General features: G+C 59.2%; 9 protein-coding genes. 5 read left to right on the forward strand and 4 right to left on the reverse strand.

The window, feature by feature from the left end:
- Window positions 1–62 precede the first annotated feature (62 nt).
- From SH410x_RS23130 to SH410x_RS23140, 3 genes are all read right to left on the reverse strand, one after another.
- Complete coding sequence (locus SH410x_RS23130) at window positions 63–1,580, reverse strand: sulfatase family protein (protein WP_473671147.1); 1,518 nt, start codon at window positions 1,578–1,580, stop codon at window positions 63–65.
- A 189-nt stretch (window positions 1,581–1,769) separates the two neighbouring features.
- Window positions 1,770–1,937, reverse strand: a complete 168-nt coding sequence (locus tag SH410x_RS23135) for a hypothetical protein (protein WP_473671149.1) — start codon at window positions 1,935–1,937, stop codon at window positions 1,770–1,772.
- Window positions 1,938–3,239: 1,302 nt separating this feature from the next.
- A complete protein-coding gene (locus SH410x_RS23140; RefSeq protein WP_473671151.1) occupies window positions 3,240–4,355 on the reverse strand; it encodes a transposase in 1,116 nt (371 codons plus the stop codon).
- A gap of 123 nt (window positions 4,356–4,478) precedes the next feature.
- Here SH410x_RS23140 and SH410x_RS23145 point away from each other — a divergent pair, with 123 nt between their 5' ends.
- Window positions 4,479–4,886, forward strand: coding sequence for a DUF1559 family PulG-like putative transporter (locus tag SH410x_RS23145; RefSeq protein ID WP_473671153.1), 408 nt, complete (start codon window positions 4,479–4,481; stop codon window positions 4,884–4,886).
- 159 nt (window positions 4,887–5,045) lie between these two features.
- On the opposite strand, the gene SH410x_RS23150 is transcribed toward SH410x_RS23145, so the two are convergent.
- On the reverse strand, window positions 5,046–7,817 hold the full coding sequence (locus SH410x_RS23150) for a hypothetical protein (protein WP_473671155.1): 2,772 nt from the start codon (window positions 7,815–7,817) through the stop codon (window positions 5,046–5,048).
- Between the two features lie 441 nt (window positions 7,818–8,258).
- Between SH410x_RS23150 and SH410x_RS23155 the strand changes: the two genes are divergently transcribed.
- The 4 genes from SH410x_RS23155 to SH410x_RS23170 all read left to right on the forward strand — a co-directional run bounded on the left by SH410x_RS23155 (window position 8,259) and on the right by SH410x_RS23170 (window position 13,527).
- On the forward strand, window positions 8,259–9,308 hold the full coding sequence (locus SH410x_RS23155) for a TIGR03009 domain-containing protein (protein WP_473671157.1): 1,050 nt from the start codon (window positions 8,259–8,261) through the stop codon (window positions 9,306–9,308).
- A gap of 130 nt (window positions 9,309–9,438) precedes the next feature.
- Window positions 9,439–10,635 carry a cysteine desulfurase family protein gene (locus SH410x_RS23160; protein WP_473671159.1) on the forward strand — a complete coding sequence of 399 codons (1,197 nt, stop codon included), beginning with the start codon at window positions 9,439–9,441 and terminating at the stop codon, window positions 10,633–10,635.
- A gap of 162 nt (window positions 10,636–10,797) precedes the next feature.
- Window positions 10,798–12,087, forward strand: a complete 1,290-nt coding sequence (locus tag SH410x_RS23165) for a beta-ketoacyl-[acyl-carrier-protein] synthase family protein (protein ID WP_473677380.1) — start codon at window positions 10,798–10,800, stop codon at window positions 12,085–12,087.
- Between the two features lie 441 nt (window positions 12,088–12,528).
- Entirely contained in the window at window positions 12,529–13,527 is a 999-nt protein-coding gene (locus SH410x_RS23170; protein WP_473671161.1) for a hypothetical protein, read from the forward strand.
- Window positions 13,528–13,663 lie beyond the last annotated feature (136 nt).

A 13,663-nucleotide genomic window follows, 5' to 3' on the forward strand; every position in this document is an offset into this window, starting at 1 on the left:
GTAGGATGGGACCATTGTCCCGTCCGAGAAGTCCTTCCCCCGCTCGGGACAATGGTCCCGAGCTACGGCAGCCACACGACATTGCGATCGTTGCTCAGCTTTTTGCCTGGCGTGCAGCGCCCGTTGGTCACCTGTTCTTTGAGTAACGCGAGCAGTTCGGCAACTTTGTCGGGATATTCGGCGATCAGATTCGTTTCCTCACCCGGATCCACATCGAGATTGAAGAGCTGCATTTTGGGTAAGTTCTGCTTTTTGGCGAGCGCTTCCCGTGGCGCACTCCAACCGCCGCTGCCAGCACACAAACAGAGTTTCCAAGGACCCTGACGAATCGCGAACGAGCCTCCAATCGAGTGGCTGATTAACGTGTCACGCGCCGATGTGTCAGCCCCCGCCCATAGGGGCGAGAGGTCGAAACCGTCCTCGCCACCGCGGTCCTGACGAGGCACTCCAGCGATGGATTCGAGAGTCGAATAGATGTCCGTCAGACAGACGAGTGCATCGGTGTTGGTTCCAGGGGCGATATGTCCGGGCCAGCGCGCGATTAGCGGCACGCGGTGCCCGCCTTCATAGATGTCGGCTTTGTGACCGCGAAAACCACCGCTGGGGTCATGTTCGTGTTTGGCCAGGACGTCGAAGTTGGCCTCTGGCGAGCAACCATTGTCACTGGTGAAAATGACCAACGTATCCTGGTCCGCGCCCGCTTCCTTCAGGGCCGCCATCAGCTCACCCACATGATGATCGACCTGCATCACAAAGTCAGCATACGGATTCATGCCACTGGCGTCTTTGAACGGCGGGACAGGAACAATCGGGGTGTGGGGCGCCGGGAGCGCCAAATAGAGGAAGAAAGGCTTGTCTGATTTCGCGGAGTCTGCCTGAGACTTGACGTGCGTGATAGCTTTGCCGAATAAATGCGGCAGCACATCATTGATGACGAAGTCAGGAGCAATCGGCCCGTTACGGTACCAGCCATACGGTGCTTGATTTCGTGTAACGCCTTCTTCTCGCGTTGGGATGGCCGTGGCGTGTCCAGTGTCGACCCACACATAGGGCGGCATGTCGAGGGACCCGCAGTGCGCGTAGTACTGATCAAAACCATTGATATCAGGGCCGTTGGGGACGGGCTTGGAAAAATCAATTTTCCCATCGGTCTTGTTCCAATCCCAACCGAGATGCCATTTGCCGATCATCGCCGTGTGGTAGCCCGCATCATGCATGAGATGCCCGAGCGTCGGCCGATCGGCAGGAATCAGATGCTCACTGGTACCGCTGAGCACGCCCTTGGCGAGTCGTGATCGCCAATTGTACCTTCCCGTCAACAGCCCATATCGCGTCGGTGTGCAGACCGCGCTGGGCGTATGGGCGTCGTGGAAAGTCATCCCCTCGTCGGCAAGTTGTTGCAGGTGAGGTGTGGGGATTTTGCACTGCGGGTTCGTGGGTGAGATATCACCAATCCCCATGTCATCGGCGAGCACCACGATCACGTTGGGATGGGCTCCCATGGCGGGGGAAACCGAGCCAACGAGTGTGGTGATCAAACTGCCGATCATCAGCAGAGGAATGAAGCATCGGCGCATCATGTATCCGTTTCCGTCGTGAGAATTAGGAGGTTCAATGGGAGTCCATAATATAGCACGAATCATTTCCCAACGAATCAAATGATTCCACTTCGATGGGACGTAGGATGGGACCATTGTCCCTGACGAATCCCAATCGTTATCAGAACTCATGCGACTTTTCGAAGCGATCGACTGGGCGTGAGTGAAGGTTTAGCGGCTCGTCCGTGCCACCGATTGATCCGATTCGATCCGGCCGTCTCGCATGCGAATCACACGCTGTTCTGCCAGTGCAACTTCTTCGCTGTGCGTCACGGTGATCAGAACTCCACAGAGGATCCACAAAGGGACACAGCACTTCGTCCAGGATTCCGGATCCACAGAGAGGATCCACAAAGGGACACAGCACTTCGTCCAGGATTCTAACTTGCCCGTCGACCGGGAAGCTGATTTTGATGCTTTCTGTCGATCTCGGTTAGGAATCGAGCCACTTTCGCGGTCGTGAAGAAAGCTCAGACCGCAAGGGTGCCCGGCATTCCTCACGCAACAGGAACTCGTAAATCCTTTATAGACAATGCTTTAGTGTGACCCAGGACGGTTGCCGCGAGGCAACCGCTGTGACTTTCACACATTAGCCACTCCGCGAAAGTGGTACGAAGTAAAACCGCGAGCGACAATGCTTTCCGCTATTTTCGTGCGAAGATGCTATGTCCCTGGGATTTTCTGGTGCGAAGATGCTATGTCCCTGGGATTTTCCACTGGGATTTCTGGGATTGACGTTGAGGGATATTTGCTATGGAGTCGGAGTGACGAAGTCACGGCAGGCAATAGCCCCGGTCGCGGGTCCGGGGAACCGGTTGCAAACGATGATCGCGTAGTCCTGGAGGGACGGCAGGTCGCTCATAAACCGAACGATTTGCGGGAATATCATCGAAAAACGCCTGCCATCGCTTCGCGATTTCAAATGGCAGAGCGTTTGTGCCCCCGGACTGACGTCCGGGGCTATCGCATGCCACCGCTTTGCGGTTCCAGAGCAACGTCTCACCAGCCCATCCCCTTCAAAAAGACCCAAGGTCGGTGCTTCCAGACGGATCTCCAAAGGGGGCGTACGGGGCTCCACAGAGGGACACAGCACTTCGTCCAGGATTCTAACTTGCCCGTCGACCGGGAAGCTGATTTTGATGCTTTCCGCTATTTTCTTGCGAAGATGCTATGTCCCTCGGCTTTATTCGAAGATGCTATGTCCCTCGGCTTTACTCTAGTCAATCAGACCTTGCCAGTCCGCACGTGCACCGTTTTGTTATTCTCGGGTCTGGATTAATTGACGGGAATCATGTATCGCATCTGCAGTCTGTCGATCAATGGCCGTCACACGTAAACCACGTTCGCCTTTTTCGTCGGGAGTTAGTCGTAGGAACGCTTGGTCACGCATGTATCCGACGTAGCGACCGTCTCGTTCGTGTAGCAGCTTTAGCGGAACCTGAGGGACACAGCACCTTTCCAGGTTGTGCAATACCGAACCTATCGGGTGGGATTCCGATTGCCGCCGTCAGAACGTGGTCGCAAGTGACAGTCGGGTTGCATCACGCCCGAAAAACGACAGTTGGGATGCTGTGTGCGCGCACCTCTCTGCGTCGGCAACCCTAACCGAGGACCTTCATTCCGAACGAGGTGCGAGACGAACTAGTCCGTGGCAGTTAGAAGCTCACGGGCGCGGCGGCGAAGATGATAACGACGATGCGTCCGATGACAACGCATCGAGTCGACACACTCAGGACGCCCCGCCACACTGCAGAACAATCGACCAAAGTCGCCCACCAGTTCACACCAAGTCGCGGTATCCAGGCCCAGCCGAACTAGAATCGGTGGCGAGCCGCCGGGTGTGCGACCTCGTTTACCAGGGGCCGTCTGTTTCGCTGTCCAGTCCAGCAACTCCAGGTAATCCTCGATCGGCATCGCCAGAAAGCCTTTGTCGCTACAGCGTTCTCCCGATTCACTCTCGCACGCCCCAATCGGATCGGACTGCTCATCAATGAAGACAGGCGACAAAAAACCGTTACCGCCCCTGGCCGACCGACGACTCCGCCCGTCACAGGCCTCTCCACCACAGTCCGCAGCATTACTACCCGCCCCGCTGGCGACCGCCGCTTCGTCCACCAGCGCCTCGATCCGCCGCTGGACCGACGTGTGATCGCTCTGCTCCAGCGTCTCGGCCATCGCAGCCCGGATGGGATTGAGGTCCACATATGCGGCGCACGCCAGCAGCGAAGACTCATCAGCCAGCCGAGTGGCATGATACCTATCTTGGAAGAATCGACCGTTTTGCTCGTCTTCACGGTTGGCCCGCATTGCTACACGCTGGCACAACAGTCGCATCCACCAACTGAAACTACTCAATCGCTTGCGGATTTCCGCTCGCTTGATCGGGCAACCTGCGATGGACTTGATCTCAGGAACCGTCGGCGTCATCGGTGAACCGTCCGCTTGACGTCCCTGGGGACACAGCATCAGCCAGCGTCTGGCCACCTCCTCATCACTCCAGCTTGCCACGACATCCGGCCGTGACCTGAGTATCAGATGAAAATGGTTCGACAGAATCGAAAAACAGAGCAGATCGACCCCGAAATAAGCAGCGAATTGCCGCAAATACTCCTCAATCCATACCTTCCGATGGTCGAAGTTTTTACCCGAGACCGGGTCATCTCCCAACAGAAAGCACCTGCGACAAACGCGGGTGTAAACATGCGCCACCGCTACCTCGTCGGGATCAAAGATCTCGCACCGTGCCATTCGAGACATCACACACCTTGCATTCTCAGGGAAATTGCCGCAAGCGTCAAACTCAGCCTAGCCCCTCGCATGGCCATAGTCAAACTACACGGCAACGTGCTGTGTCCCTAATGTCGAGATGGATACGAAAAAATGATCGATCCACAACGTCCTGCGTTTTACTTGGAGACGACACCACTGAGCGAGTCCGGACGCGGCGGACGCTGGGCCGACGGTAGTGCGGGCGTCGCTTTGGCCAACACAATTTTGCCGCCCAACAGTATTAGTTTTGCTGTGGGAGGAGACGACGCCGTCGATGGGATCTACTCCGGTGGGAGCTATCACCGAGGCGGGATGCATGCGTTGATGGCCGACGGTGCCGTGAAATTCATTACCGATACCATCGAGTCTGGGGACGTAGGGTCCCCCGCTCCGAGTGCTTGGTATGAATCGATCGCACCATCCGCCGCGGACGCCGATCGAGCGAGTCCCTACGGTTTGTGGGGAGCACTCGGGACCGCGGCAGGCGCAGACCAGGATCAGATTGGCGACTTCGAGTAGCTTCGTTTACCACGCGTCAGCAAACGACAAAAACCGTGTGAGCCGCAACAGAATCGAGACCGTCCCATTCAGACCGGTGCCGACACACTCGGAATCGGTGTCGGTCTCCCGGCCTAAGCGGGCTGCTCTCGATAGCTTGCCGTTCTCGTGCACTGCGAGCTAGTGGTCGGCGTAGACCATCGTGCTTTCTTCTTTCGTTACTGGCACGCGAGATTGATCGCTGGTGACAACCGCTTTGATCACGTGTGTATCGGGCTGCACGCCACGGACACGAATGCGATACGTCATATCACCACCGGCGGGCAGATTCGCGTGCGGGGCGAACACCACTCCGCCGCGTCCGTCCGTACCCGCATCCGAGTCGCTCTCGAGCATTTCAAGGCCCGGTGGCAAGAGCAACCGAACTTGCACGTTCGTGTCGTTTCGTGACCCCGCGTTTCGAACTTTAATCTCGTAGGTCGTTTCGCTTCCCAGTTCGATCGGGTCGGCGGTGTCAGCGATACTGAACGTCAACTCGGCTTGAGATTCGACCGCCACGGTGTGTTCACTCTCGCTGCGGATATCCAAGTCAGCAGTGGCTTCCATCCGGATGACTTGATCGCCCGCTTCGATGGGCAGCACCGTGATGGGGACGGACGCCGATTCGCCGGCAGGCAATTCGACAATCGACCAGCGGACGGCGTGCCGATTGGGATCGTACTGACCATTGTTCTCCGTGCTAACGAAGGTGAATCCGCGATCGAGCCGAGCGATCACTTCGACATTGCGTGCCGCGGCGGTGCCCGGATTATCGACCTTGACGGTGTAGTTGGCCTGGCGTTCGAGGAACCGGCGACTCGGTCCTGATATGGCAACCTTAAGTCCGGGCGCGACGACCTCCACTTTCACCGAGTGGTTGGTGGGTTCAGCGTCTTCGGACGTAAGATAGACGACATTTTCGATCATCCCGGCATCGACAGCGCGCATCCTCAGCACCTCCCGGCGAACCTCACCGGGACGCAACACACCGAGCGAGTTATCGAGTTGCCGACCGTTGGGGTGATCGAGCCCCGGCGGCACGTCCGCCTGCAGGATCACACCGGTCGCGGCACCGGTGCCAATGTTGGAGACTTCCAATTCAATCTCGAGCTGCTGACCAATGAGCACTTTTTGCGGTGCTCGCTGAGTGATTTTGAGCTCGGGACGGGTACTTCGAGTTCGCACCGACGCGGCGGCTTCGAATGTAACACGAGCCACGCTGCCGAGTTCGCCTTCTTCTTGGGCGACCAATTGCATCGTGATCGAACGTTCGTCACCGGCCGGCATCGAACCGAGTTGCCAGACGAGCAGGTCGCCCTGCATGGTGGGCGAGGGTGTCGCGTCGACGAGTTGCATGCCCGCAGGAACGCGGTCGTGAACGAGAACACCGAGCGCTTCGGCAGTACCGGCATTGCGGACTTGAATGACGAACGTGGCAGGCTGGCCCACTTTGACTTCCGCGGGCGCCCGTTTGTGGATCACCACGCTCGGCGATTGCACGCCTTCGAGACGGCGATCGCCGGGCAAATTGATTGCGATGGGATCGTTTCCAGTCGCGAGATAAGCGTCTTGAGCCGAACCATTGCCCGCCCGGCCCTGCCCAGGCATGCCTAACGCTGGATTGGCCCCGCGTTGGTGACCTGCATATTGAGCGGGCGTCTGACGATAGGGCTGCTCGTTCTCGTAGGTGCCCTGACCCGCCGCAACGGCCGCAGTCGCCGCCGTCGCCGCAGTCGCGGCAGCTTCGTTCGGTGTGAAACCGTGGGGACCGTACCCGCTCGGCGCCGCGTTACTCGAAACAGCGTTGTTTGGCTCCGGCATGCCGCTGCCAACACTATTTTGATAGAGCGTGGGTTGGGGAAGCTCGGGCAGCGGAGACGGGTAAGGGCTGTTCGGTGCTGCAGCAACATCGCCTGGCACCGAGCGCAACTGATTCTCCATCCCCTCCGGTTGTCTCAGCGAATTGCCGCTAAACGATTCACCGGGACCACCTGCGTGTTCACCGACGAATCCCTGCATGGCAGGTGCTTGTTGCAGGGGCGGCGATTGTCGCATGCCAGCATCCTGCTGCATGCCAGGTCCTGCCTGCATTCCTGGCTCTGCCTGCATGCTAGGTCCTGCCTGCATATCTGGTCCCGCCTGCATGCCTGGTCCCTGTTGCATACCTGGCTCCTGCTGCATGGCTTGCGCCGAGCCAACCATTGCTGCGGCCCCAAACATCGCTGGCCCATCGTTCATGCCGGCCTGTGGCTGCGAGGGTGGAGACTGAGCCATCGGGGGTGAGTCATTCATCGGTGGCGCGGAATCCATCATCATGGGCCCTTGGTCAAACTGAACCTCCGGCAGCGGAGCCGTTTCGGGCATCTCGGGGTCTGGAGCCGCGTGTTCTTGTGGCAGTCCCATGAATGACATCGCCATGGCCGGGCCCTCATCGGCACCCTGTCCGTGGCCGGCGTGGTCAGCAGCACCGGCGTTCACTTCCGCCATTTCGCTGGGCATCCCCATCATGCCTGCGGGATTGAACGCTGCGGGAGGCATCGACATCGGCCCCTCATCAGCAGCGGGTTCGCCGACCGGATCGCTGACCGGTTCCTCGTGTGCGACCTGGGCGATCAAGGTGGTAGGGGGCGCGTCGTCAAACGTTGAGTCTGGCTGCGCGCCATCGACATCGCCCTGATCCATCGGTGGCATGGCGGCCACGAACGACGCAGGTTTCACAAGCGATGAGGGGCCGTCGTCGGCCGCGATGGGTTGGAGCAACGAATTAGCGGGGGCGGGTTGATGGACCTGCGGCACCTCGCTTTCGGGCGGCAATTCTTGACGCTGGACCTGCGCGGCAGCCAAAGCCCCCATCGCCACGGTAGCCACGCCACCGGTGAGTCGCCACGAGAGTCGTTTTCCGAATTCCATCATGGTTCGCATTCCTTTGCGTGTCCGCGCGGCCGATACCGCCCCTTTGCCAATCCATGACGAGGGTTTTGGACGTACTGTTCGGTGTTGTTAAAAGAGCCAATCGAACCGTTCCGAAGCAAACGCAGACTGACCGTGCGATAGCCTTTAGCAGAATCCCAACATCCCCGCCTAGAGCGAATTCTCGCACCCGAACCTACAACCTACTGGGATGTCGCTCGATTCGATATCTGTACGGAAATCGTGAGCCGCATCGCCGCAGGCCAATCAGCTACCGCACCGCGTCGGGACGCGTCTCGGCTCGCCAAATCGACTTCGTGTTTCGTCGAAAAGGAGATCGTGTCTGTTTCGCTCTTTCGTCAGCCGGTCGGGATTCGCTAGGCTCAGCGGAAATGGATGTTTCCGTCCTGCCCACCCCGACTCGATGCGTCAAGGATGATGCGAATGAATCTCTGTTGCCCCCCCAATGTCCTCGTGTGGCTGCCGATTGCCTCCCATTCACGCACTGCCGCCGAGCTGGCCCGCAGCTCTCGCTCGCTGATGAACTGGATGATGGTGACCGGAGCCCTGGTTTCGGTGCTAGCAATGAATCCTGCTTCCGCCCAAAACCAAGGCCAGCAACTTCAATCAAACAACGCGGGCCAGCCGACCGCTGGTACTGCTCAGGCGATCCCGGAGGCCTACGCGGCCCCATTCGAACCTTTGGACGCGAAAGCCCAAGCCCAACTCAATGCATTACTGCAGGCTTGGGAAACTCAGAGCAAGGGCACGAAAACGCTCGAATGCCGGTTTCAACGCTGGCACTATGACCTCTTCGCTGCGCCCGCGGGCGTGCATGCGACCAAGTGCCAGGGTGAAATTAAATACGCGGCCCCCGATCGCGGGCTGTTCAAAGTGGACCAAAAACTAACCTTCGACGGCATGAAGGCTGAAAAACCGCAGTACAGTGAAAAACCGGGCCAGTTCGGCGAACACTGGGTTTGCAATGGCGAAGAATTGCTGGAATTCGACCACAGCAAGAAAGAATGTCGCGTGCAACAGCTGCCACCGGAAATGCAAGGCAAGAAAATCTTTGAAAGCCCACTGCCATTCGTCTTCAACCTCGACGCCAAACAAATTGTCCAGCGGTACTGGGTCCGTCAGGTACAAGCTCCGAAGGAGGGCATGATTCTGATCGAGGCCTATCCCAAACGCCAAGAGGACCGGTCACAATACAAACTCGTTCAAATCGCCTTGAACGAAAAAACCTACATGCCCGAAGCCCTGTTGATGTACGCCCCCAATTTCAACATTAAAACGGCGCCGCGTTGGGATCATTATGAGTTCATTGATGTCCAGCGAAATTCGATCTCGCAAGGCTTGCTCGATCGCTTCATGAAAAAGTTCATTGATGAAAAGCCACCTGGCGATTGGAAGGTTTTCCATAACTCTTACCTGCCACAAGAACCCCCGCAAATGGCCAGCCCAGGCGAACCGGCCCATACACTGCGATAGGGTGGGTGGGCATCGCCATGACGCCACCCCGACATCATCGGAATGCGCCGGCCCCAAAAACCGACGTCCTGAAAGAGCCAGCGACTCGCTCCTGGCGAGTCTCTGAGCAGCCTGTTTATTGACCCATGACATGATTTATTTGGATTACCACGCCACGACGCCCTGTGATCGGCGCGTTGTTGAGGTCATGTTGCCGTGGTTGAGCGAGCATTTTGCGAATCCGCATAGCGATTCCCACACGGCGGGCCGGCAGGCTGGCGAGGCCATGGCGCAGGCGATCGCTTCGATTGCCCACGCGATCCATGCACCGGCCAGTTCACTGCTGATCACCTCAGGTGCGACCGAGAGCATTAATCTGGCCCTGCGAGGCGTGATGACTCATCCGCGCAATCGCCGCAATCACATGGTCGTGTGCAGCACCGAGCATCCCGCCGTGCTCGACGTCGCCGCCGATTTACAGCGTTCGGGCGTGGACGTCACGCACGTCGAGGTGCATCGGCAGGAGACCGGTGGCGACACGCAGGCGGGCATGATCGATCTCGATTCCCTCGCCAAGGCGATCACACCGGACACGGCGTTGGTCAACGTCATGCTGGTCAATAACGAAACAGGAGTCATTCAACCGATCGCCGAGGTCGTTCGGATCGCCCACGCGGCGGACGCCTTGGTGCACTGTGACGTCACACAAGCAATCGGGCGGATTCCTCTCGACGTCAGGGCATTGGGCGTCGATTTAGTCAGCGCCTCGGCGCACAAGTTCTACGGCCCCAAAGGGATCGGATTCCTAGTCGCCGGTGGCGGCGAACGGCGGGTCCGCCTGCGACCGCAGATCGTCGGTGGCGGGCAACAGCAGGGACTCCGTAGCGGCACCATGAATCCCGCTGGGATCATCGCCATGGACGCCGCCATCGGGCTGGCGACGGCGGCGGCCGACCCACAGAGCGAAGAATCGACTCGCATCGTTGGCTTGCGAAACCAATTATGGCAAATTCTCAGCGGCTCGATTGAGGGTTTGCAGCTCAACGGACCGCCGCTGGCGGACGAATCCGCCCGCGTGCGTGGAAATTTGAACTTGCACCTCCGCGAAGTCGAAGGGGAAACGTGGATGGCTGCCGCCCCCGGGGTTGCTTTCAGCAGCGGATCAGCCTGCAGTAGCGTCAATCCCTCGGCCAGCCACGTGTTACGTGCGATGGGGCTCAGCGAGTCTCAGGCCCGCCGAAGCGTGCGGTTTGGCATCGGGCGATTCACCACCCGCGACGAAATTGTGGCCGCTGGGAACGAACTCGTCGCAGCCTGGGAACGATTTCAGTCTCCCGAACCCCGCTAGCGACGTTCCTTCCGGCGGCAGGATTTGCTATCTTCCCAACGTTGTGACTTCAGCCTCTTTCGTCCGCGTCTATTGTCCATGCCCACAACCACTTCCCAAAACGCCCCCGTCGTCGACCCCGCTGCTACCGCCGCGCAGACGAGGAAACCTGCCACCAGCGTCGTGATCACGGGGTTGGGGGTCATCAGCCCGCTCGGCAACACGCCCGACGCGCTGCTCGAGGGCCTGCGCAGCGGTCGCTCTGGGATCGCCGAGTTCACGCAGATCCCCACGGGCGCGTATTGCGTCAGCAACGGGGCCGAAGCTCGCGAGTTCACCGGCGACATCCAGGACTACGGTCCGCTCGAAAAAGCGATGCAGCGAACGATCAAGAAGGGCAGTAAAGTCATGTGCCGCGAGATCGAAATGGGCGTCGCATCAGCTCAACTGGCACTGCATCATGCCGGCTTCTCCGCCGAGCAATTTGACCGTGACCGCATCGGTGTGCTCTTCGGTAGCGATTACATCATGTCGTTGCCCGAAGAATATGCCGAAGGAATCGCAGCGTGTATCGAAGATGGGAAATTCGATTTTTCCAAATGGGGCCAACAGGGACTGCCGGAGGTCAACCCGCTGTGGTTACTGAAATACCTGCCCAACATGCCCGCATCGCACATCGCCATCTACAACGATCTCCGCGGCCCGAACAACTCACTGACGCTGCGTGAAGCGTCGAGTTGTGCGGCGATCGCCGAAGCCACCTCCACGATCCTGCGAGGTCATGCCGACGCCCTCGTCGTGGGTGCGACCGGGTCTCGCGTCCATCCTCTACGCACCCTGCATGCCTCAACGCAAGAATCACTGGCGGCCGATCGCGACGATCCCGCTGAGATGTCACGCCCGTTCGACGCGACGCGAGACGGCAGTGTGCTCGGTGAGGGTGCGGCGTCGATGCTATTTGAATCACGTGAGCACGCCGAGGCCCGCGGAGCCACCATTCTCGGTGAAGTGATTGGTTACGGAACCAGCGCAGCGGGTGAATCCGCTGGTCCGCGCCCCATCCAAATTGCGATCGCCAATGCGCTGCGGGCCGCCATGCGGTCGGCCCAAAATTCCGGTCACGGCGACACCCCGGTCGGCCACGTCCACGCTCATGGTTTGGCCGATGTCGACATCGATCGTGACGAAGCCGCCGCGATCGTTGACGTTTTCGGGAGCATCGAATCTCAACCGCCCGTGACGACGGCCAAGGGTCACTTTGGCAATCTCGGCGCTGGCGGCGGGATGGTGGAAATCATCGGCAGCCTGATGTGCCTGGGCAGCGATCTGTTTGCCATTCGCAACCTTAACTCACTCGCGGACGATTGCCCGATCCGCGCCGTCACGGATACCAATGTGCCCGCGGGCGATAGTTTCATCAGCGTGAATGTCACGCCTCAAGGCCAGGCGGCCGCGGTATGGATCCGGCGCTGAGTACGCGATTCTCTCCGACACTGAACGCCAGTATCCCGGGGAGACGCTACTAAGCACATGCCAATAGGTCCTGGGCGAGACCCCCGAGATTTGCCGACGGACGCGAGCGCCTGTTACCGCGTAGAACGCGGAGCGTTTCGAGAACCGGGACTAGCGCCCATCGGCTAATTCCATACGAAAACTTCTGCACCGGTGCGCACTTTCTCGCCTTGCACCGCTCCGGCGTTTCTTGATAACGCTAGAGGATGAAAATTGCGGTACGCGGGACAACTGTGTACCAGCGGTTTCACAGGAAAGTTTCACAGTCGCGAGCCCCACTCGATGGGCCCGAACGCGAAAAACCTGCCTTGACTTTATGTTGCGTCGCGAAATGGTTGCTGCGTACGGAACTCATCAATGTGATGAGCGGCAGAGGATGGAACTGCTAAGTAGGAGCAAATCATGCGACGGAAAAAGAACACCAGAACCAAATCAAAATCGAGTTCAGTCGGGCTGTTTCAAGTCCTGCTGTTCACGACGTTTTTCTATATCGTCAATGGTGTCGCCTCCAATCCCCTGGAAACTCAAACAGTATCGGCCCAAACTTCAGCCCTGCCCTTTCAACCGATCGGCAGCGAGAGCGCGGTCGACCGGTACTCGGTCCGCGGCCAGTACACCGAAACGGGATACCACGCTGCCGAGACTCCGCCACCGCGAGCCACCCACTCGTATGCTCCTGTCCGCCAGGTATCGATGCAGTCCGGCGGGTTCAGTGCACCGCCTAACGGCGTGATGGTACCACCGCAACTGAACCAGGTGCCGACGCAGTTTGCACCGCCGCCGATCAACACGCCGCCCCAGCTGTCATCGCCAGGAACGGCCCTGCCGCCGAGCGATTCATCGCCGCTCTCACCCCCCAGCCTTCGCTTCAACGAGAGCGTCCCGCCACCATCAGCCACCTCGCCACCTCGGTCGCTGCCGAGCTCCACGCCCAGCGTGCCCTCCTACTCAGCCCCGCCCATCGCTGACTACGCGCCCGTCGCCCCTCCGCAACTATCCAACGGTGGCTATGCCACCATGGCGGACTGCCGGTTGATCACACCGCCGAGCCCGTACACAGCGATGAGTCCCTACGGCGATGCGTGCGGTGGCATCGCGCCGATCAATTACTCCAGTCCGTACACTCCGCCACCGGCTGAGATTGCAGCCCCCGCCGTGATGCCACCCATGGCGGCAGCACCGCCCATGGCGGCAGCACCGCCCATGACGGTAGCACCGCCCATCACCATGCCGCCTCCGGCAACCGTCATCAGCCCACCGTCGGCCGCACCCGTTGGGAGCTTGGTCACTTTTGGCCAAGAAGCCTTAACGGTCCAAGTCGGGCAGGGTTTGTGGGGCCAACCGGTCGCCTACGTCCCCGGCCAACGATGTCGTAATTGGCTACGGTACCTTTCATTTTAAACGAGCTGTGCGATTCAACCCGAAATGCCGCGCTGATCCGACCTCCTGAACCCTTCACCACTGCAGACGCGAGATTTGCAGTGACGCCGTGCCAGTGGCATTTCCGAAATGATGAACTATCTACCACCTCCCCCAC

The sequence above is a fragment of the Rhodopirellula sp. SH410 genome, assembly GCF_055811895.1.

Excerpts from the sequence above, each read along its gene's own strand:
- SH410x_RS23170 (WP_473671161.1), top strand. The coding sequence starts at position 12,529 with ATGCGACGGAAAAAGAACACCAGAACCAAATCAAAATCGAGTTCAGTC.
- SH410x_RS23145 (WP_473671153.1), top strand. The coding sequence starts at position 4,479 with ATGATCGATCCACAACGTCCTGCGTTTTACTTGGAGACGACACCACTG.
- SH410x_RS23160 (WP_473671159.1), top strand. The coding sequence starts at position 9,439 with ATGATTTATTTGGATTACCACGCCACGACGCCCTGTGATCGGCGCGTT.
- SH410x_RS23130 (WP_473671147.1), bottom strand. The coding sequence starts at position 1,580 with ATGATGCGCCGATGCTTCATTCCTCTGCTGATGATCGGCAGTTTGATC.
- SH410x_RS23140 (WP_473671151.1), bottom strand. The coding sequence starts at position 4,355 with ATGTCTCGAATGGCACGGTGCGAGATCTTTGATCCCGACGAGGTAGCG.
- SH410x_RS23150 (WP_473671155.1), bottom strand. The coding sequence starts at position 7,817 with ATGATGGAATTCGGAAAACGACTCTCGTGGCGACTCACCGGTGGCGTG.
- SH410x_RS23155 (WP_473671157.1), top strand. The coding sequence starts at position 8,259 with ATGAATCTCTGTTGCCCCCCCAATGTCCTCGTGTGGCTGCCGATTGCC.